At 47.2% G+C, this 20,576-nt stretch carries 15 protein-coding genes and 1 pseudogene; 11 read left to right on the top strand and 5 right to left on the bottom strand.

Going from position 1 to position 20,576, the window contains the following annotated elements; translation table 11 throughout:
- The first annotated feature begins 79 nt into the window (after positions 1 to 79).
- The 6 genes and pseudogenes from F3H97_RS07325 (at position 80) to F3H97_RS07300 (ending at position 7,541) form a co-directional block, all read left to right on the top strand.
- On the top strand, positions 80 to 1,291 hold the full coding sequence (locus F3H97_RS07325) for an NAD(P)/FAD-dependent oxidoreductase (protein ID WP_074033515.1): 1,212 nt from the start codon (positions 80 to 82) through the stop codon (positions 1,289 to 1,291).
- A gap of 126 nt (positions 1,292 to 1,417) precedes the next feature.
- Entirely contained in the window at positions 1,418 to 1,735 is a 318-nt protein-coding gene (locus F3H97_RS07320) for a YuiB family protein (RefSeq protein ID WP_047795135.1), read from the top strand.
- 104 nt (positions 1,736 to 1,839) lie between these two features.
- Positions 1,840 to 2,685, top strand: coding sequence for a glucose PTS transporter transcription antiterminator GlcT (gene glcT / locus F3H97_RS07315; RefSeq protein WP_012726818.1), 846 nt, complete (start codon positions 1,840 to 1,842; stop codon positions 2,683 to 2,685).
- Between the two features lie 221 nt (positions 2,686 to 2,906).
- Positions 2,907 to 4,406 (top strand): annotated as a pseudogene (ptsG, locus tag F3H97_RS07310) (glucose-specific PTS transporter subunit IIBC); the annotation flags it as partial.
- Between the two features lie 137 nt (positions 4,407 to 4,543).
- The gene (gene ptsG, locus F3H97_RS07305; RefSeq protein ID WP_196430953.1) at positions 4,544 to 6,583 is read left to right on the top strand and encodes a glucose-specific PTS transporter subunit IIBC; all 2,040 of its coding nucleotides are present in this window, start codon (positions 4,544 to 4,546) and stop codon (positions 6,581 to 6,583) included.
- Positions 6,584 to 6,707: 124 nt separating this feature from the next.
- Complete coding sequence (locus F3H97_RS07300) at positions 6,708 to 7,541, top strand: aldo/keto reductase (RefSeq protein ID WP_196430952.1); 834 nt, start codon at positions 6,708 to 6,710, stop codon at positions 7,539 to 7,541.
- A 50-nt stretch (positions 7,542 to 7,591) separates the two neighbouring features.
- On the opposite strand, the gene ptsP is transcribed toward F3H97_RS07300, so the two are convergent.
- Positions 7,592 to 9,310 (bottom strand): phosphoenolpyruvate--protein phosphotransferase, encoded by a 1,719-nt coding sequence (ptsP, locus tag F3H97_RS07295; protein ID WP_074036404.1) that lies wholly within the window; start codon positions 9,308 to 9,310, stop codon positions 7,592 to 7,594.
- Positions 9,311 to 9,635: 325 nt separating this feature from the next.
- Between ptsP and F3H97_RS07290 the strand changes: the two genes are divergently transcribed.
- The gene (locus tag F3H97_RS07290) at positions 9,636 to 11,078 is read left to right on the top strand and encodes a leucyl aminopeptidase (protein WP_196430951.1); all 1,443 of its coding nucleotides are present in this window, start codon (positions 9,636 to 9,638) and stop codon (positions 11,076 to 11,078) included.
- A gap of 132 nt (positions 11,079 to 11,210) precedes the next feature.
- Positions 11,211 to 11,870: a DUF429 domain-containing protein gene (locus tag F3H97_RS07285; RefSeq protein ID WP_196430950.1), complete on the top strand. Its 660-nt coding sequence runs from the start codon at positions 11,211 to 11,213 to the stop codon at positions 11,868 to 11,870.
- A 10-nt stretch (positions 11,871 to 11,880) separates the two neighbouring features.
- On the opposite strand, the gene ytvI is transcribed toward F3H97_RS07285, so the two are convergent.
- Positions 11,881 to 13,014, bottom strand: coding sequence for a sporulation integral membrane protein YtvI (ytvI, locus tag F3H97_RS07280; RefSeq protein ID WP_196430949.1), 1,134 nt, complete (start codon positions 13,012 to 13,014; stop codon positions 11,881 to 11,883).
- Positions 13,015 to 13,093: 79 nt separating this feature from the next.
- On the opposite strand from ytvI, the gene F3H97_RS07275 reads away from it, so the two are divergent.
- Both F3H97_RS07275 and F3H97_RS07270 read left to right on the top strand, forming a co-directional pair.
- A complete protein-coding gene (locus F3H97_RS07275; protein ID WP_196430948.1) occupies positions 13,094 to 13,873 on the top strand; it encodes a nucleotide pyrophosphohydrolase in 780 nt (259 codons plus the stop codon).
- A 126-nt stretch (positions 13,874 to 13,999) separates the two neighbouring features.
- Entirely contained in the window at positions 14,000 to 15,913 is a 1,914-nt protein-coding gene (locus F3H97_RS07270) for an N-acetylmuramoyl-L-alanine amidase family protein (protein WP_196430947.1), read from the top strand.
- An 81-nt stretch (positions 15,914 to 15,994) separates the two neighbouring features.
- Here the strand turns inward: F3H97_RS07270 and F3H97_RS07265 are convergent, their stop codons facing one another.
- The 3 genes from F3H97_RS07265 to F3H97_RS07255 are packed head-to-tail and all read right to left on the bottom strand — an operon-like array spanning position 15,995 to position 19,788.
- Positions 15,995 to 17,035, bottom strand: coding sequence for a ribonucleotide-diphosphate reductase subunit beta (locus F3H97_RS07265; protein WP_074036411.1), 1,041 nt, complete (start codon positions 17,033 to 17,035; stop codon positions 15,995 to 15,997).
- On the bottom strand, positions 16,992 to 17,498 hold the full coding sequence (locus F3H97_RS07260) for a flavodoxin domain-containing protein (protein WP_196430946.1): 507 nt from the start codon (positions 17,496 to 17,498) through the stop codon (positions 16,992 to 16,994). Before F3H97_RS07260 ends, F3H97_RS07265 begins: the two co-directional genes overlap by 44 nt.
- A 49-nt stretch (positions 17,499 to 17,547) precedes the next feature.
- Entirely contained in the window at positions 17,548 to 19,788 is a 2,241-nt protein-coding gene (locus F3H97_RS07255; protein ID WP_196431855.1) for a ribonucleoside-diphosphate reductase subunit alpha, read from the bottom strand.
- Positions 19,789 to 20,335: 547 nt separating this feature from the next.
- Here F3H97_RS07255 and F3H97_RS07250 point away from each other — a divergent pair.
- The gene (locus F3H97_RS07250) at positions 20,336 to 20,566 is read left to right on the top strand and encodes a DUF1871 family protein (RefSeq protein ID WP_196430945.1); all 231 of its coding nucleotides are present in this window, start codon (positions 20,336 to 20,338) and stop codon (positions 20,564 to 20,566) included.
- The last annotated feature ends 10 nt before the right edge of the window (positions 20,567 to 20,576 follow it).

The following is a 20,576-nucleotide window of genomic DNA, read 5'->3' as shown; positions in this document are numbered from 1 at the left end:
TTATTGTGAACGTCTATGTGAAGAAACACACAACATAGTTGTTCAAAAAAACAAAATTTTAAACAAGGTGGAAATGAACATGAAACGACCTAACATTGTTATTCTTGGTGCGGGCTTCGGTGGACTCATCACAGCCGTCAACCTTCAAAAGACACTCGCTGCAGGTGATGCGAACATTACGCTTATCAACAAGCATGATTATCACTACCAAACGACATGGCTTCACGAACCAGCTGCTGGAACGATGAACCCAGACCAAGCACGCATCTACATTAACGATATTGTGAACCCGTCACGTGTGAAACTTGTCAAAGGGATCGTCGATCGCGTCGATACTGCTGCGAAACAAGTTACACTCGAAGATGGTTCAGTTGTCGAATACGACTATGTCGTCATCGGTCTCGGTGGTGTACCTGAAACGTTCGGTATCCCAGGCTTGAAAGAAAATGCGATGACAATCAGCTCGTTGAACAGTGTTCGTAAAATCAAAGAGCACATCGAATATTCATTCGCTCAATATAAAACAAATGGTTCTTCTGACAATTCGTTCGTGACGATTGTTGTCGGTGGTGCTGGATTCACAGGAATCGAATTCCTCGGTGAAATCGTCAACCGGATTCCAGAGCTTTGCAAACAATATGACGTGCCACGCGAAGCGGTTCGCATCGTTAACATTGAAGCAGCACCAACAGTTCTTCCTGGTTTCGACCCAGAACTCACAACGTACGCACAGAAATGGTTGGAACGTAACGGTGTCGAGATGAAACTTGGTAACGGAATCAAAGGTGTCGAGCCAGGTGTGGTGACATTCGGTCCACTTCAAGGTGACACGACAGAAACGATTCGTGCCAACACGATCATCTGGACAGGTGGCGTAAGTGGTAGCCCGATCATCGAAAAATCAGGATTTGAAGCGGTCCGTAACCGTGTCATGGTGGAAGCGGACAACCGTGCACCAGGTCACGACAACGTCTTCATCATCGGTGACTGCTCAGCGGTCATGGATCCTGCATCGAACCGTCCATACCCACCGACGGCACAAATCGCGACACAACAAGCACATAACGTTGCGAAAAACATTGCGGCGCTCATCAATGGAAAATCGACATCGAAGTTCACTTACGAGAGCAAGGGAACGGTCGCTTCACTCGGACATAACGATGGAATCGGAATCGTGATGGGCAAGAAGATCTTCGGTCGCAACGCTTCGTTCATGAAAAAAGTCATCGACAACAAACACTTCATCGAATTGAAAAAGTACGGACTCGTCCTTAAAAAAGGGAAGTTCTAATTTCATGATTGCACGGCTCGTTCTATCTCAGAACGGGCTGTTTTTCTTTCGAAATTGTCATAGGAAGTTCTTTGACCTCGTTGGTCGAAATTTTGTATAATGAAGAGCGGACAAGGGGGGCAATACATGCATATTATCCAAGCAGTCATTGGAGCCGTTTTATATATGACGATTTTTTTCAGTATCGGCTTCATCTTGAATATGTTACTTAAAAAGACATGGACACTTGTGTTCATTTATCCGATTTTTGTCATCATGATGATTGATAATGTCAAACTTTCGAGTTACGTGACCGAGACATCGACCGCGCTTACGAGTGTCTATGAAGGACTCGTCGGGTTGCAACTTCTCGATTTATTCATGCTCGGCTTTGGATTGCTCGGTGCAATTCTAGCTGGTGTGACGATTCGTTTCTTACGAAAGAGCGGTTATTCAATGTTTTAATTGGCGACAGAAATGTTCGCCTTTTTTGTTTTGTCCCTACTTTTTTAGGGCATGAACCGATATACTAGATAGCGAAACGATTTTTAGTAAGGGATGCGATGCGAATGACATTACCGATGTATACGATCAAAAAAGTGTTGAATAATAGCGTTGTCATTTGTCAACATGATACGGATCCGGAAGTCATTCTACTCGGGAAGGGGATTGGCTTTGGCAAAAAACCAGGCGACCTCGTCGACCCGGCCAGCGTCCCGGAGAAAGTGTATCAACTGACAGATAAAGAAGAGCAATCACAATATCAGGAACTCGTCAAACATGTCGACGAGGACTTCATTGCATTCATGCAAGAGATTGTTGGCTTTATTGAGACGAGTACGGGCAAGAAAGTCGATGAGCACATCCATATCGGTTTGACTGATCACTTGTTCTTCACGATGAAGCGAATCGAACAAGGGATGGAAGTGACGAATCCGTTTTTACTCGAGACGGAATCACTCTACCCAAACGAGTTTGCGCTCGCGGAACGGATTGTCGATATGTTCCATGAACGATTGAACGTTTTGCTCCCGGATGCGGAAACAGGGTTTATCGCCCTTCATATTCACTCGGCGACGACGTTCAAAAACGTCCTCGAGGTCAACCGTCATAATCAAATCATCGGGCAAATTGTTCAGACGATTGAGAGTCGTTTGAACGTGAAAATGGACCGGACATCACTCGATTATAAGCGCTTACTTCGGCACTTAAGGTACGCCGTTGAGCGGGTCGCGACAGGTGAGACGGTCGAGGCACCACAAAAAATTGAAAAGGTGTTGCGCGACGAATATCCGCTATGCTATAGTACTGCTTGGGAGCTGATGGGCATCATGGAACGCGAATTAAAGCGTCCCGTCCCACGAGGTGAAGCGACATATTTGACGATGCATCTCCAGCGCCTAACAAGTAGATAAATGATACCACGTGTCTTACGTGTTACTGATTCGATCAGGCATGAGTAAGGAGTGGAACGTTATGTGATGTCTCCATTGGGAGAGGTCTACGTTCTATCCTTATTCATGCCTTTTCTGTTTTTATAAACGTGATTTATGAAAACGTTTAGATACGTCGGTTGTCTGACATCTACGCCGCTATCATATTGTTTATACGTACTTAAAAAAAGGAGGAAATGTTGATGTTTAAGCAGATCTTTGGTGTTCTTCAAAAAGTCGGTAAAGCACTTATGCTTCCTGTTGCGATCTTGCCGGCAGCCGGTCTTCTTCTTGCATTCGGTAACGCAATGCAAAACCCACAACTTACATCACGCGCTGGTTGGTTAACGAACGAAGGCGTCGTGAAATTCGCTCAATTGATGGAGCAAGCAGGTGGAATCATCTTCTCGAACTTGGCGCTCTTGTTCGCAGTCGGTGTCGCCATCGGTTTAGCAGGTGACGGGGTAGCCGGACTTGCAGCAATCGTTGGATTCTTGATCATGAACAAAGTCATGGGTGTTTGGCTCGAACTCACACCTGAAGTATTGGCACAAGGTGATCCAGCTTACGCGAACGTACTCGGTATCCCAACACTCCAAACAGGGGTATTCGGAGGGATTATCATGGGTCTCATCGCCGCATGGGCCTATAACAAGTACTTCAATATCGAATTGCCACAGTTCCTTGGTTTCTTCGCTGGTAAACGTTTCGTTCCAATCGTAACGGCAGTTGCAGCCGTCGTTGCTGGTTTCGTCCTACTATTAGTATGGCCACCAGTTCAGCACGGATTGAACTCATTCTCAAACTTCATGTTGAATGAAAACCGTACATTCGCAGCGTTCATCTTCGGTTTAATCGAACGTTCATTGATTCCATTCGGTCTTCACCACATCTTCTACTCACCGTTCTGGTTTGAATTCGGTTCATACACAGATGCAGCGGGTAACGTTGTACGTGGTGACCAAGCGATCTTCTTCGCACAAATTCGTGATGGCGCTGAATTGACAGCAGGTACGTTCATGACTGGTAAATTCCCGTTCATGATGTTCGGTCTTCCTGCAGCAGCACTCGCGATGTATCACGAAGCACGTCCTGAGCGTAAAGCGGTTGTCGGTGGTCTCTTGGCTTCTGCTGCCCTTACATCGTTCTTGACTGGTATCACAGAACCAATCGAGTTCTCATTCTTGTTCGTAGCACCACTTCTCTTCGCAGTACACGCAGTATTCGCAGGTCTTTCATTCATGACAATGCACATCTTGAACGTGAAAATCGGGATGACGTTCTCGGGTGGTTTGATCGACTTCTTGCTCTTCGGTGTTCTTCCAGGTCGTACGGCTTGGTGGCTCGTTATTCCAGTCGGTCTCGTGTTCGCGGTTGTTTACTACTTCGGATTCCGTTTCGTTATCCGCAAATTCAACCTTAAAACACCAGGTCGTGAAGATGAAGTTGTTGAACAGTCAACAGCTACTGGTTCGGAACTTGCACAAGATATCCTCGTCGGTCTTGGTGGCTCACAAAACATCAAGCACCTCGATGCATGTATCACACGTCTTCGTGTCGAAGTAAAAGATAAGAACCAAGTCAACAAAGATGAGTTGAAACGCCTTGGTGCATCTGGTGTCCTTGAAGTTGGTAACAACATTCAAGCAATCTTCGGACCACGTTCGGACGCATTGAAATCAGAAATCCAAGCGGTCATCGCTTCAGGTAACGAAAAGAAAGCTAACTAATTGATGACCTAGACCAATCCTTCGGGGTTGGTCTTTTCTTTTTATGTGAAACGGTTTCATCCAAACGTTAGAGGGAAAAAGTAAGTATTCTGACAAAGGAGGGAACCATGATGTGGAAGAAAGTGTTTGGCGTTTTACAACGGGTCGGGAAAGCACTCATGCTTCCGGTTGCAATCTTACCGGCAGCCGGTCTTCTCTTGGCGTTTGGTACCGCATTCCAAAACCCGGACCTCGTTGAATTGCTCCCGTTTCTGGCGAATGACTCACTTGTCCTGATTTGGCAAGTCATGACAGATGCCGGGGACATCGTCTTTGCAAACTTAGGGTTACTGTTTGCCGTCGGGGTCGCGATTGGCCTGGCGAACGGGGACGGGGTTGCTGGTCTAGCAGCCATTGTCGGTTATTTGATCATGAACAAAGTCATTAGCACATGGAATGGGATTACCGCGGAAATCGCTCAAGGTGATCCGCAGTATGCCACCGTTCTCGGTATTCCGACACTCCAAATGGGGGTATTCGGGGGGATTATCGCAGGTCTTGTTGCAGCCTATGCGTACAACAAGTATTTCAACATCAAGTTGCCAGATTTCTTAGGGTTCTTTGCAGGGAAGCGGTTCGTCCCGATTGCGACGGCCGCATTCAGTTTGATTATCGGGATTGCGCTCGCATATATATGGCCACCGATTGGGAATGCGATCAACACGTTCTCAAGTACGGTCATCGAGGCAAACGTTGCCTTATCAGCATTCATCTTTGGATTAGTAGAACGTTCCTTGATTCCGTTCGGTCTTCACCATATTTGGTATTCTCCATTCTGGTTCCAATTCGGGGAGTATACGAACCAAGCCGGTGATCTCGTACAAGGTGACCAGCGGATCTTCTTCGCACAACTGCGTGACGGCGTGGAGTTCACAGCCGGTACGTACATGACCGGGAAATTCCCGTTCATGATGTTCGGCTTACCAGCAGCCTGTCTCGCCATGTTCCACACGGTTCCGAAAGAACGGCGGAAAGACGTCGAGGGTCTCTATTTCTCGGCTGCCCTTACGTCATTCTTAACAGGGATCACAGAACCAGTCGAATTCTCATTCGTTTTCGTTGCACCACTTCTCTTCGGAATTCACGCCGTCTTTGCCGGTCTCTCCTTCATGACGATGCATTTACTGAACGTCAAGATTGGGATGACCTTCTCTGGTGGTCTCATTGACTATCTGCTCTTCGGGGTCCTGCCGAACCGGACGGCCTGGTGGCTCGTCATCCCGGTTGGTCTCGTCTTTGCGGTCATCTACTACTTTGGATTCCGATTCGCCATTACGAAGTTTGACCTGAAAATTCCTGGACGGGACGTGCAGACTGGCACGAAAGGGGACAAAGCGGGGATTGGGGACGACTTGCCATATGAAGTGCTCGTCGGACTCGGTGGTCCTGAAAACATTAAACATTTAGATGCATGTATTACGCGACTTCGTGTCACCGTCAATGACGTGAAACAAGTTGACAAAGACCTTCTAAAAACGCTCGGTGCCGCAGGTGTCCTTGAAGTGGGAGACAATATCCAAGCCATCTTCGGACCAAAATCGGACACGCTCAAATCACAAATCGCGACCATCATCGAAGGTGGCGAATACAAACCAAAAGAAAAAGTAGAGAAGGCAGTCATTACACCGGAAGCGGCTGAACAAGCCGATCATCGCTTCTTGGCTCCGATGTCTGGTGTCCTGTTATCACTTGATGATGTGCCGGATCAAGTTTTCTCGGGTCGCATGATGGGAGAAGGGTTTGCGATTGAACCAAGTTCCGGACAGGTCGTTTCGCCGGTGACCGGTCAAATCACGACATTCTTCCCGACGAAACATGCGATCGGCATTTTGGCTGACGATGGACGTGAACTATTGATCCACGTCGGTCTCGATACGGTCAACCTGAAAGGGGAAGGATTCACGGCAAAAGTCGAAGAAGGCGCCCGGGTCGAAGCGGGAGACGTCCTTCTCGAAGTCGACCTCAGCGCGATTCGTGATAAAGTGCCGTCACTAATTACACCAATCATTTGGACGAACGGGGACGGAAAAGTCGTCGTCGTACCGTTCGGTGAAACGGTCGTCGCAGGGGAAGCGCTCGACTTTAGAGCCGATGACAGAGGACCAGAATAAACGATTACGAGCCGCTCCTATCATGGCGCGGCTCGATTTGTGTAGTTACTTCAATGTGCCTTATTCCGGAAAAGGAGAATCCCCCTTATAGTGAAGGAGAATTCTCACGAAAGAAGGGGTACAAATGAAACAATCCATACAATTGAGTCACGGTCAGAAAGCCATTCCTACTATTGGACTTGGCGTCTTCAAAGTTGAAGATGGGGATACAGTCATGGATGCAGTCGTCGAGGCGATTCGTCAAGGATACCGTCATATCGATACGGCAGCCGTTTATGAGAATGAAGAGGGGGTCGGTGACGGAATCCGAAAAGGAATGGAAATCGCAAATATTTCCCTGGATGATTTATTTATCACATCGAAACTATGGAACACCGATCAAGGTTACGATGCTGCCATCTCCGCCTACGAGGCGTCACTCGTTCGTCTTGGATTGGAACAGTTAGATTTGTATTTGATTCATTGGCCGGTGGAAGACAAGATGGTCGAGAGTTGGCGTGCCCTCGAAACGTTGTATCGAGAGGGACGTGTCGGGGCAGTCGGGGTGAGTAACTTCCAAATCCATCACCTCGAGACATTGGCTGCAAACAGTGACCTCGTTCCAGCCGTGAACCAAGTTGAACGGCATCCGTTGCTTCGTCAAACCGAGTTAGCATCGTATATGAGCGAGCACGGCATCGTACCGGTCGCTTGGGCACCGCTTATGCAGGGAGGGCTGTTCGAAGAGCAGACTTTAGTAGAGGTCGCAAAGGAAGTCGATCGTTCCGTCGCCCAGGTGTTGTTACGGTGGCATCTCCAAACGGGATGGGTGATTATTCCGAAATCCATCAAACCACATCGAATCGCAGAAAACTTCGATGTTCATGACTTTGAATTGACCAAAGATCAAATGGAACGAATCGACTCACTCGACCGATATCAACGTGTCGGTCCGGACCCAGACGATTTTGATTTCTAATGCAGTATATAAGAAAGTCCTTCTCTCGAGCGAGAGAAGGACTTTTGCCATTATTTCTTAATGTCGAACTTTTCGCTAAGGAAGTTCACGACTTCTTCAGCTGTGTCCATGTTGAGGACTTCGTTGACGATTGCTTCTGTTTCCGACTTCGTCAAGCGTTTCACGAGGCTACGCGCACGAAGGACGCTTGAAGCGGACATCGAGAATTCGTCGAGACCAAGACCGAGAAGGATTGGAATCGCGAGTTCTTCTCCAGCCATCTCTCCACACATGCCGACCCATTTGCCAGCTTTGTGTGCTTCAGTGATGACGTTGTGGAGGAGGTTCAAGATGGCAGGGTTGAACGGTTGGTACAAGTAAGAAACTTTTTCGTTCATCCGGTCAGCCGCCATCGTGTATTGAATCAAGTCGTTCGTTCCGACTGAGAAGAAGTCGACTTCTTTTGCGAATTGCTTCGCCATGACAGCGGTTGATGGGATCTCAACCATCATCCCTGTCTCATATTTTCCGACTTCGATTCCTTCTTCTTTCAACTTCGCTTCTTCTTCGAGAAGAAGGGCTTTCGCCGCGCGGAACTCTTCGAGTGTCGCAATCATTGGGAACATGATTGCAAGGTTACCGTGAGCTGAGGCACGGAGAAGGGCACGAAGTTGTGTGCGGAACAAATCTGTTTCCTCAAGGCAAAGGCGGATGGCACGATAGCCGAGGAACGGGTTCATTTCTTTCGGGAGGTCAAGGTATGACAACTCTTTGTCGCCACCGATGTCGAGTGTACGGATGACGACTTGCTTGCCTTCCATGCCTTCAAGAACCGTTTTGTAAGCTGTGTATTGCTCTTCTTCAGTCGGGAACGTTTCAGAGTCCATATATAGGAACTCCGTACGATAGAGCCCGATTGCATCTGAACCGTTTTTCAAAACGCCTTCGAGGTCGTTCGGTGTCCCGATGTTCGCAGCAAGTTTCACTTTGTGACCGTCCGCTGTGATTGACTCTTCGTTGACGAGTTGCTTCAACTCTTCTTTGTACGCTTCAAAATCAGCACGTTTGCCTTCGTATTCTTTGACGAGATCTTCTGAAGGGTTGACGAAGACGTCACCTTCTGTTCCGTCGATGATGACGAGGTCACCGTTTTTGATTTCTTCAAGGGCCACTTTTGTTCCAACTACTGCCGGAATTTCAAGTGAGCGTGACATGATGGCAGAGTGAGACGTACGTCCGCCGATGTTCGTCGCGAATCCTTTGACGTATTTACGGTTAAGTTGTGCCGTGTCTGATGGTGTCAAATCTTCGGCAATGATGATGACTTCTTCTGAAATCGAAGCTGGAGTCACGAATGTCACTCCGAGAATGTGAGCCATGACACGTTTTGTGACGTCACGAACATCAGCTGCACGTTCGCGCATGTATTCGTTATCCATTGATTCGAAAATCATGATCATCGTTTGGGCGACTTCGTCAAGTGCCTTCGCTGCGTTCATGTTTTCGCTTTCAATTTTGTCGTTCACTTGCGATACGATTTCTGGGTCCTCAACGATTAAAAGGTGAGCTGAGAAAATCTCGGCTTTGTCTGGACCGAGCTCACGAAGTGTATGTTCGCGAATGGCTTCAAGCTCCGTTTTAGATTGTGCGATCGCATCGTGGAAGCGAGCCTTTTCTGCAGCGACATCTTCAATCTTGTGTGATGGGATATCGAATGAAGGTGTCTCCATGACGAATGCTTTTGCAACTGCAATTCCTGCAGATGCACCAATACCTTTAATGTGTGACATAAGCGTAGTCCCTCTTTTCAAAGAAATAGTGTACTTTCCTGCCTCGTTACTTCATACCCGAAAAGAAAAAAGAATTAACGAGAACGGAGAAAGTTAAAGTAGCAACGGTCTACGACTAGGGGAAGCCTCGACCAGTCAAATTGGCCTCACTTCACGATGAAGAGAAGCCCGATTGCGTACTTTCTTATCCTATCATAAAATAAAACAACGTCACAACGAGGAGATAGCCCATGAATTCGAAGATTTCTTGACTCTTACGCATACTATTTCATTATTTTGGAGAAGTTCGTTATGCTTACCATATATATAGAAGGGAAGTGGCAATATGTATCAAATTGCTCAATTAAATTGGACCGATTCTTACGAGACAATCGTCGTCGGAATTGGAGCGGCTGATTCTATCGATGAGGGGCTCGACACATTGTTTGCTGGACGCGTCAAAGCGCTCATTCAATCAGGAGACCTCTCTACGAAGACGGGGGAAGTGACAATCCTTCCGACATTCGCCGGGGAGACGACACGTGTCTTATTTGTCGGACTCGGTCAACGAAATGACATGACGACCGAGAATGTTCGGAATTGGTTCGGGAAAGTTGCGAAGCTGATCAAAGCACGTGGACTGAAGGACGTCGCGGTAGCGCTTGATACGTTTACGGACGGAGCGGCGCGTATGTTTACAGAAGCGTATGAAATGGCGACCTATGCCCATCCTACATATAAGTCTGCTCCAAATGAAACGGTCGAAGAACCGACGATCACGTTGCTCGGTGACGTGGACCAGACGGATATCGATGCGGGTGTGGCTTATGGGAAAGGAGTCAATGTCGCTCGAACGTTGACGATGATGCCGGCTAATATTTTGACGGCGGAGACGTTAGCGGATTACGCGGTTGAGTTGGCGAAACGTCATGATTTCAAATACCGCATTCTTGAAAAAGAAGAGATGGAAGGACTCGGGATGGGGGCATTGCTCGCAGTGAACCAAGGTTCGACGATTCCGCCAAAGTTGATTGTGCTCGAGTATCGCGGGGCAGAGGAAGAAGCTCCGATTGCCGTTGTCGGAAAGGGTGTCACATTTGACACAGGTGGCTATTCAATCAAGCCAAAAGATGGAATCGTCGGAATGAAAGGGGACATGGGTGGCGCTGCTACCGTCCTCGGATTGTTTGAAACCCTCGGATTGACACGACCAAAACGGAACGTGATTGGCATCATCGGTGCGACCGACAATATGATTTCTGGGGATGCGTTCAAACCGGATGATGTGATCACAGCCATGAACGGGAAGACGATTGAAGTCTTGAACACAGACGCTGAAGGACGCCTCGTCCTAGCGGATGCGGTCACATTTGCGAAAACGTATGAACCAAAAGCTATCATCGATGTAGCTACGCTCACAGGTGGCGTTCTTGTCGCCCTCGGTACAGACGTGACAGGCTGTCTGACAAATGATGATTCGCTCTATCGTTCGCTTGAAGCGGCGAGTCGTGAGACGAACGAGCTCGTGTGGCAGATGCCATACTTTGATGTCTTCATCGACAAGGTGAGAAAATCGGAAGTTGCCGATTTGAATAACTCACCAGGTCGTTTCGGCCATATGATTTTTGGTGGCGCATTTGTCGGTGAGTTTGTCGGCGATACACCATGGCTGCATCTCGATATTGCGGGAACGAGCGAACGAGCGGCAGCGAATGACCTCGGTCCGAAGGGGCCGACTGGTGTCATGGTTCGAACCCTCGCACGGATGATTGAATCGTGGGAGCGGTAAGAGCAGCTGGAGTAATCGGGTTGGCGATTCTGTGTGGCTTATGCTACACGGTGTGGCCGAACCGTATTTGGTTAGGGAGTACAGTGTTTCTCGCCGTATTTGGCGTGTTGATGATGTTACAGGAGGTACGACATGGTAGGAGTAGGAATTGATGGTGCACGTGGCGGTTGGGTACGGATCACATATGACAGCATCTCACTTTGTTTAACGATTTCGGAGACGTTGGAGGAGTTGCTGATTGATGGTGCCATGCATTTTGTGGATATGCCGAAAGATTTAGGAACGGTCGACCATCCGAGCCGCGAATGCGATGCATGGATGCGTTGCCGACTCAGACAACGAAAGTCATCCGTCTTCACTCCGCCGATTCAAGAGGTGTTGCAAGAAGCGACTTATGAGGAAGCGAATGAAAGGAGTCGGGCGTTGGTTGGCAAAGGGATTAGTAAACAAGCGTGGAATCTTGTTCCCCGTATCCGTGAGTTTCAGCAGGTGAAGGCATCTGACGTTTACGAATCACATCCGGAAGTTTGTTTTTCAGTCATGATGGGGCATGAGGCAAGTCATTCGAAAAAGACGGTCGAAGGGCAGGATGAGCGAATCGAGTTACTTCGGCAATACTCGAAAAGTTCACCATGGAAATGGAAAATGTCGAACGTCCAAATCGACGATATTATCGATGCGTGCATCTTGGCGGTAGCTGCCTATGAAGCGGGGACAAGTGGTCTCTCGCTCCAGCCGGCGACATCTGATCAACCCGTAGTGGCTGTACCTCAAATGAAAAAAGAGCGATGAAATCAACATTTCATCGCTCTTTTGCTGTCGTTGTAGGCGGACCGACGATAAATCGCCATATGTAATGAAACACTTTGGCATTGTATACGGCTTTCAACAGGACGGCGAGTACGGGTCCGACGATAAAGCCGAGTACACCGAATAGCTTTAATCCAACGAAGATGGAGATGAGTGCGACCAGTGGATTCAATCCGATATGGGAACCGACAATTTTCGGTTCAGCCAAGTTGCGTTGGACGATGACGATGATATACAACACGACCAATCCGATGGCCACGAACCAATCACCTGTCACCGCGGCATAGGCGGCCCAAGGAATAAGTAGCGTACCGACCCCTAAATAAGGCAAAAGGTCAAAGAACCCCGCGAGTAAAGCGAAAGAGAGCGGGTTGTCAACACGGAGGATGAGCATTCCGATCAAGACGATCCCGAATGTGATGGAGATGAGCGTGAACTGGGCACGGACGTATCCAAATAGGGCAGACTTGAGGTTGATCATCACTTCCTCGAATTCTTTGAATCCTTTTCGTTTGTTCAGACGATTCAGTGAGTTGACGTATGATGGCCAATCCTTTGTGATGAAGAACCAGGCGAGGACAATGACGACCACGAGCAACAAGACGAGAGGGAGCGCTGCTAACATGTTTTGTAGCACACTGGCCACTCCGCGGGACAAGACACCAATCGCTGAGGCGAGTTGGACACCGAGCTCGGTGATTCCTCCCTCGAGCGAGGTCGTCTGTCCGGGATTTAACTGCTGATAGCTCTCGTATGCATCATTGACGAGCGGTGCGATTTTCTCATTGAACAGTCGTTGGATAAACTCGGTGAGTGTCTCAATTTGTTCAGGGAGTCGTTCCGCTGCCACCGTTGCATAATGAATCAATTGGATGATGACGATGGTAATGATTCCGACGACGATGCTAAGCACGATGACCAAGGAAATGAGAGTGCCGAGTGCACGAGGCATATTTGATTTTCGCTCGAAAAAGTTGACGAGCGGGACGGTCATCAAGGACAAGAGCAAGGCAAATACGAACGGATATGTATATTCGAAAAGTATATTCAAGAGCCAAGTGATTAAAAAGAAACCGATTACGACGAGAATGAATCGAAGCAATTGCCAAAGTCTTGCCGACGACATGTGGAACCCACCCTTTCCGGACAACTAGGTTGAGCATAGTATATCATGTAAGCGGTAAATAAAGCAGAAAGATAGGTGAATGAACGTGAGAGAAGTTCAACAGAAAATCGATACGATGATTCTTCATTTAGGTGGTTACTGGAGACCTTTATCCGGGCTAGCACGATTGTTAGAAGAGGTAGGAGAAGTAGGTGGCGCGTTAAGGAGAGAGGCGCGGGATGAGTTGAAAGAGGAGTTACTTGATGTACTAGTGATCTCCACGTGTCTGGCAAACCAGTATGCGATTGCATTGCAGCAACCAGAGGCGGAGGGAGGAGAATCGAAAGAGAAGCTGTATTTTCAAATTGTTGAAGAGGCAGGGGAAGTGGCGCGGATTTTGAACGCTTATGAAGGCGATAAGAAGTTAAAACCGAACCGTAAAGGTCAATCACTACAGCATCATATCGAGCAATTGCAGCGTGCCGCTTTGTCTCTTGGAGCGTCTTACCATCTCAATCTGTTCGATTCACTCTTTGCCCTCATCGAAGAGAAGTCGGTCCGGGACTTCGGACGATTTGATCATACGCCGGATCCGATTACGGAGACATCGGTGCGTACTTATTTATCACATCAGCCAGGTCGCTATTGGGGCGGAGTCCCAGTTAAATCGTTTGAGCGATTCGACCGATATATAGAACGAGAACAACATATCGAGCGTTTTTGTCGCATTGCAGCGATTGAAGGATTGGACGGATTTGTAATTCAACAGAAACGAGATGGATTGATTGTTACAGAGAATCCTTCGATTAAAGAAGGCTTTACTGTCGCCATCGAACGTTACGGTGCGGAGACGTTTCTGATCATCCGACCGGTCAAATAAAAACATTTACCTTTTTATCAAAAACATTCATCTTTTTTTCAAATATTTACTTTTTTTAAAAAAGCATTATGCTAATATGAAATTGTTGTTAGTAGGAAATGCCGCAATGAGAAAGGAATATTTTGGATGAAAATAAAACTGTTGAAAGTTGCCCTCATCTTAACGGTCCTCTTGTTTGGTATGCAACTTCCGTCTGCTGAAGCTGCTACTTACGATGGAGAGACGACTGTCAATTTGAACATTCGTACATCCCCTAGTCTGAGTGGGAAGGTAGTGAAAACATTACCAAAAAGCACGAAAGTAAAGTATGGAACGTATAATCAGTCCTGGCACAAAGTGTATGTAAACAATCGTACATACTATGCCTCGGCCCAGTACATTCGGAAACTTTCATCCACTGCAAGTTCGCTAACGACGCAGGCGGCAACGTCTACTGGTGTGACAACTGCGAACTTAAACGTACGAGTCACGTCTCATCGATCGGCGAAGATTGTCGCTACGTTGAAGAAAGGGACGGAAGTGAAGTATGCCGTTCATAATTCTTCTTGGGCAAAAGTCTACCTAAATGGCAAGACGTACTATGCTGCAAAAGCTTACATCGCACCGAAACTGACAGAATCGAATGTGGAGCGGACAAACGGCTACGCGAACCGTGAGTTGAAGTTGTTCGCTGAACGCAACCAACGTTCGAAAGTGCAGAAAGTTCTTCCGAAACATACGGCTGTCGTCTCGAGTAAATATAATTCAAGTTGGTCGATTGTCTATATCGGGAACGAGACGTATTATACGCCGACTTGGGGCATCACAGCAGGCACATTGGACAGTGGTGTAGAGAAAAAAGACGGATATGCAAACCGGGAGATGAAACTCTTCGCTGAGCGGAATCAACGTTCGGCGGTGAAGAAGGTACTCCCCGTGAACACGGCTGTCCTCTCGAGCAAATACAACTCGAGCTGGTCGATTGTATATCTCGGAAGTGAAACTTATTACACACCGACAGCTTGGATCTCTACGTCGAAAACGCCAACGGAGCCTCCGACGACAACGAAACCGGATGATGGACTCACGCAAGGGTATGCAAACCGTACAGTAAACTTGTTTGGGAAAACCCATCAGAGTTCGGAAGTCCTCATGGTTCTTCCGAAATACACGGCTGTTTCATACAAAGCGTACAATTCGAGTTGGTCGACTGTTCATATCGGCTCGAAAGTCTACTACACAGCGAGTTCGTGGTTGACGAAAGGGAAAGCCCCGGCAGCGCCGGAAGCTGCACCAAAAGGTACGGTATACATCAACACACCAGGTGATGTATTGAACGTTCGTTCGAAAGCGAGTCTTGATTCGAATGTGGTTGGTCAACTCAATCACGGAACAGCTGTTTCACATTATGGGACAATCAATGGTTTCCATAAAATCAAGTTCAATGGACAAGATGCTTTCATTTCTTCAGCATTCGTGATGACATCTAAGCCGAGCACATCGACTGGAACAGTCATCGTCCTTGATCCAGGACACGGTGGGAAAGACCCAGGAGCAGTTAATGGATCTCTCTATGAGAAAACGATTGTACTTGATGTAACGAAACGTGTAGAAGCTTATCTTCGCTCAAAATATGATTACAATGTACGTCTCACTCGTTCAACTGATGTCTATTTGACTCTAGATCAGCGAGTTGCTGCAGCGAAGTCGTTACGTGGTGATTTGTTTGTAAGTATGCACGTCAACGCAGCCGGTTCATCATCTGCGAAAGGGGTAGAAACGTTCTATTCTTCTCAGTCTGCGCACAGCGCTCGAAGTCGTGTCCTTGCTTCAAACATTCAAAGCAACTTGGCAGGTAAAATGAGTGGAATGTCGAACCGAGGAGTGAAAACAGCTAATTATTACGTTATTACGTATAACACAATGCCATCTGCACTCGTCGAATTAGGATTTATCTCATCACCAACAGATTTGACTTACCTTCGAAGTAACACGTCTCGTCAGCAAATGGCGGAAGGTGTGGCTGAAGGAATTGCCAAATATGTTCAGACTTATTATTGATTTGAATTAACCCAGACATGACTGTCTGGGTTTTTTTGATGTACAAAAAAACCGAACCGATTTAATCGGTTCGGTTCAATTTTATAGATCATCAAATCCGTTCGCGTCTGTCACTTTCGCATAAGAACGTGACTTTTGTTCGAAGAAATCAGATTTTGTCGCATTGAGCGAGTCATCTGAGTATGCACGGATCCAAGGCATGACATCTTCGTCAAATCCTTCATACAAGTCATTCAGACCGATGACGCGGAGGCGTTTGTTCGCCAAGTATTTGACGTAGTCTCGCATTTCACTGACGTCGAGTCCATCGAGGTCACGGAGAACGTATTCACACCACTCGATCTCGAGGTCGACCGCTTCTGCCATCGTGTCGTATACGAACTGACTGAACTTTCCGTTTTCATCAATCTTCGGATTTTCTGTCAGCACGGCACGTAAGAGCTGGCTGATGAAGTAAGAATGTTGCATCTCATCACGTTGGATATAACTGATCATCGTTGATGTACCGACCATCTTTTGGTGACGGGCGAGATTGTAGAAATAAGCGAATCCTGAATAGAAGTTGATGCCTTCTAGAATGACGGATGCAACGAGCGATTTCGCAAAGTTTTCGGCGTTCGGAGTCTCGCGGAACGCTTCATATAAGTCCAAGATGAATTGATTGCGCTTCATGACCATTTCATCGTCTTTGGCGATGTCAAAGATTCGATTTTGTTCAGCGAGTGGCACGAGACTTGATAGGACATAGCTGTATGATTGATTGTGCACGACCTCTTGTTGTGCGATGACCGCGAGAACGGCGTGTACAGACGAGTCAGATGAGAACATAGAAGACTCGAGGATGTATCGTGTCTGGACCGAGTCGAGAATCGAGAGCAGTCCGATGATCCGTTTGAATGCATCCTGTTCACGTTCAGTCAATTGCGGCCATTGTTGCATATCCTTAGACATTGAGATCTCATCAGGAATCCAAAAGTTCGATAATAACTGTTTGTAAATGGTATAGAACTGAGGATACGCGATATCGTTCCAATTGACGATCGAACTCGTTTCCCCGCCAATGATGGCGGTTGCCCGGTTAGGATGTTTGGGCGACAATAATTTGATTTTCTGAATCGACATGATGCATAACTCCTTCTTCTACATGGTGAGCCATCCGCTCTGCCCAATGTTGGACGTTGAACGGTTGGTTACGTGGGGACTGCTCGATTTTAAGCAGTTCCCCGGCAAGTGGGATTCCGTATTTTGAAAGGTGGTACGCCATCTCGTCAACAGCGCGACAGAAATGTACAAACATCTTGTCACCGGTTCCGAATACCGCAGCTTGTCGAATCGGCACTTGGAGTTCCTTCAATACGAGGCGGAACGTATCTTTCATTTCGTCTGGTAAGATTCCGTCTGCCCACGTGTAAGAGCCGAAATAGACGAGGTCGAACGAAGCGAGCGATTGAGCTTCGTGATATCCGACGCGATCGGCATCATAGCGGACGACAGTATCGCCACGGCGATGATGTGTCGATTCGATGAGCGATGCCACTTCTTCTGTGTTTCCACTCATCGAATGACAGATGATTGCGATGTTCATAGGGTGGACCACCTTTCTATAAAATGTACATAATGATTATGACGACGGTTTACGAAGCACACGACTCACATTCGTCGACTTCAACGGTCGTCGAACGAGTGTAGTAAATCGACTTCATGCCAAGAGACCATGCCTCGAGGTGCATCGCAAGAAGCTCTGTCGCTTTTACATCGTTCTTCACGTATAAGTTGAAGCTGATTGCTTGGTCGATGTGGCGCTGGCGAGCCGCGTTTTGACGGATGCTCCATAATTGATCAATTTCAAATGCTGATTTATAGAACCAGTTCGTGTCCGGCGTCAAGTCGGGAACCGTGACTGGAATCTTATAGTTTTTCTTCTCTTCTGAGTAGACCTTTTTGTAGACCGGGTCAATCGATGCGGTACTACCAGCGATAATCGCCGTCGATGAGTTTGGTGCAACGGCCATCATATAGGCGTTACGGACGCCGTTTTGATGTACTTCTGCCGCGAGACCGTCCCAATCGAGGTCGTCATGTGAACGATAGTTCCGACGCTTGAAGTATTCGCCTGTATGCCATTCTGAACCTTCGAAGACGCCGAATGCTCCTTTTTCTTTGGCGAGTTCCATCGATGCTTGGATTGTGAGATACGCGATTTTTTCATAGAGTTTCTCTGCATATTGAACGGCATCGACCGATTCCCAACGGATTCCTTCGAGTGCGAGCAAGTGATGCCAACCGAACGTTCCTAGACCGACTGCACGATACTTCTGGTTCGTGATCATCGCCTGTGGAACTTCGATCGTATTCAAATCGATGACGTTATCGAGCATACGCATTTGAATCGGGATGAGTCGTTCGAGCACATCGGCTTTCACGGCACGAGCAAGTGCGATTGAACTCAAGTTACAGACGACGAAATCACCAGGAGTCTTTGTGATGACGATTTTTCCGTCTTGTGTGTATTCTTCTTCGATTGTCGTTGCCGACATGTTTTGCGCAATTTCAGAACAGAGGTTTGAACTGTAGATCATCCCGGCATGTTTGTTTGGGTTTGCGCGGTTCACTGCGTCTCGGAAGAACATATATGGTGTACCTGTTTCAAGTTGTGAGCGCATGTAACGTTTTACAAGGTCGATGGCTGGAACTGTCACACGAGATAGTTCTGGCGTGTTGACACATTCCATATATTTCTCTGTGAAGCTTCCACCGTTCTCTGATTCGTCAAAATAGTCTTCAAGGCTATATCCCATCACGGTACGAATCTCGTGTGGATCGAACAAGTGCCAGTCGCCGCGTGCCTCGACCGTACGCATGAAGAGGTCCGGTAAGCAAACGCCTGTGAACAAGTCGTGTGTCCGGAGGCGCTCATCCCCGTTGTTCAATTTCGCGTCTAGAAATTCGAAGATGTCCTTATGCCAAATGTCTAAATAGACGGCAATTGAGCCTTGACGCATACCGAGTTGGTCGACAGAGACGGCCGTGTTGTTCAATTGCTTCATCCAAGGAAGGGCACCACTTGAGACGCCTTTGAATCCTTTGATGTCACTACCACGTGAACGGATTTTCCCGAGGTAGACACCGATTCCACCGCCACCTTTTGAGAGCGTCGCCACATCGGTGTTCGAATCATAAATGCCACGGAGGGAGTCATCAACTGTATCAATGAAACAAGAGCTGAGCTGTCCATATGATTTCCCGGCGTTTGACAACGTTGGTGTCGCGACCGTCATATAAAGGTTTGATAAAGCCCAATAAGCTTCTTCGACGAGCTTCAATCGAGTCGTCTCATCTTCTTTTTGCATGAGCGTCATCGCGATGACCATGAAGCGCTCCTGTGGAAGCTCATAAAGGTTCTTCACATGATCGCGCCCAAGATAGCGGTCCGACAACGTGCGGAGTCCGATATATGTGAAGAGACGGTCACGGGATGGATCGATCAATGTTTCGAGATGGTCCATGTCTTTTTTTGAATACGTATCGAGAAGCGCTGACGTGAAAATTCGTTTTGATGTTAACGTCTCGACCAGTTGATAGAAGTTACCATAACGCATAGATGCTTCGTAACCGCGGTTGCGTGCCGCTTCAAGATAGAGGCGGTTCAAGTACATTTCCGTTGCCACGAACGTCCAGTCCGGTTCTTCGGCTTTCAACATATCGAGGGCATGCATCGTCAATAAGTCATATACTACATCTTGTGTTAGCGTTTTTGTCTCGAGCGCCCGAATCGCCCGTTCTTCATAGCGCTCTACGCTTAAGTGAGGATACCGTGTCTGGATAGATTGAATAAGAGAAGAGACGTCAGAAAGCGTTGGAGCCGCTGGTAGCATCGTCTCGTGGTGGATAGGGGATGTCAAAATAGATCACTCCTTTAGATGGTGTAGACGTTATAAAAGGATAATAAGAACTTCCTTACCTGTCACAATATCGTGTTAACGATCAAAATACCCGTTAACTATATATTGACACTTTTTTATCTTTTTAATCATAAAACACCTATATTTAGTTTTTCAATCCTTGACATTCTGGAATGTGCCCGTCACCTTTTTGCTTTTGCTCCAAAAGGGCTTCATGACCCAATTTGAGACAGAGAACTGAGATGAAAAAAAAATATGTATTGTCTTTGCTTGTTTTTTCACAAATTGATGAATTCGATTTCATCACTCTTGATGAAACATTTCATCCGTTTGTTTGAGGTGGAATGGATTGTATTTGACGTTACTTATCAAAATACCTGCATATTCATTTCATACTAGATATAGTGTTCTGATGAATCAAGAAATATGAATCCATTTGTCAAGGCTGGTATCCGAGTAAAAAGTAAGGTAGATTGGTGAAGTAGGACATGGAATTTCAGCGAAAAGAAGGGTTTAACAAGTGCGTACAGAAGACTTATTATTAACATGGGACCCACTCGGTTATGGGGCAGGTTCATACGGACCTGAGTTTAATGAAGTCATGATGGCATTAACCTATGTCGATTCTCCCGAACAATTGACCGAAGTGATTCGCCGAACGCTTCTTGAAGCGTTCGATGCGTGTCCACCAGAAACAGAGATTTTCGAGATGGCGCAGCGACTCCTCGTATCGTCATCTTGCCAACTATAAGGAGGAACCA

This window comes from Exiguobacterium sp. SRB7LM, assembly GCF_015712685.1.
Lineage (GTDB): Bacteria > Bacillota > Bacilli > Exiguobacteriales > Exiguobacteriaceae > Exiguobacterium > Exiguobacterium profundum.
This window is presented reverse-complemented; position numbering and strand designations above follow the sequence as displayed.

What these genes read in the sequence shown, in the direction of transcription:
- F3H97_RS07325 (WP_074033515.1), top strand. Translation starts at nt 80, where the DNA reads ATGAAACGACCTAACATTGTTATTCTTGGTGCGGGCTTCGGTGGACTC.
- F3H97_RS07320 (WP_047795135.1), top strand. Translation starts at nt 1,418, where the DNA reads ATGCATATTATCCAAGCAGTCATTGGAGCCGTTTTATATATGACGATT.
- glcT (WP_012726818.1), top strand. Translation starts at nt 1,840, where the DNA reads ATGACATTACCGATGTATACGATCAAAAAAGTGTTGAATAATAGCGTT.
- ptsG (WP_196430953.1), top strand. Translation starts at nt 4,544, where the DNA reads ATGTGGAAGAAAGTGTTTGGCGTTTTACAACGGGTCGGGAAAGCACTC.
- F3H97_RS07300 (WP_196430952.1), top strand. Translation starts at nt 6,708, where the DNA reads ATGAAACAATCCATACAATTGAGTCACGGTCAGAAAGCCATTCCTACT.
- ptsP (WP_074036404.1), bottom strand. Translation starts at nt 9,310, where the DNA reads ATGTCACACATTAAAGGTATTGGTGCATCTGCAGGAATTGCAGTTGCA.
- F3H97_RS07290 (WP_196430951.1), top strand. Translation starts at nt 9,636, where the DNA reads ATGTATCAAATTGCTCAATTAAATTGGACCGATTCTTACGAGACAATC.
- F3H97_RS07285 (WP_196430950.1), top strand. Translation starts at nt 11,211, where the DNA reads ATGGTAGGAGTAGGAATTGATGGTGCACGTGGCGGTTGGGTACGGATC.
- ytvI (WP_196430949.1), bottom strand. Translation starts at nt 13,014, where the DNA reads ATGTCGTCGGCAAGACTTTGGCAATTGCTTCGATTCATTCTCGTCGTA.
- F3H97_RS07275 (WP_196430948.1), top strand. Translation starts at nt 13,094, where the DNA reads ATGAACGTGAGAGAAGTTCAACAGAAAATCGATACGATGATTCTTCAT.
- F3H97_RS07270 (WP_196430947.1), top strand. Translation starts at nt 14,000, where the DNA reads ATGAAAATAAAACTGTTGAAAGTTGCCCTCATCTTAACGGTCCTCTTG.
- F3H97_RS07265 (WP_074036411.1), bottom strand. Translation starts at nt 17,035, where the DNA reads ATGTCGATTCAGAAAATCAAATTATTGTCGCCCAAACATCCTAACCGG.
- F3H97_RS07260 (WP_196430946.1), bottom strand. Translation starts at nt 17,498, where the DNA reads ATGAACATCGCAATCATCTGTCATTCGATGAGTGGAAACACAGAAGAA.
- F3H97_RS07255 (WP_196431855.1), bottom strand. Translation starts at nt 19,788, where the DNA reads ATGCTACCAGCGGCTCCAACGCTTTCTGACGTCTCTTCTCTTATTCAA.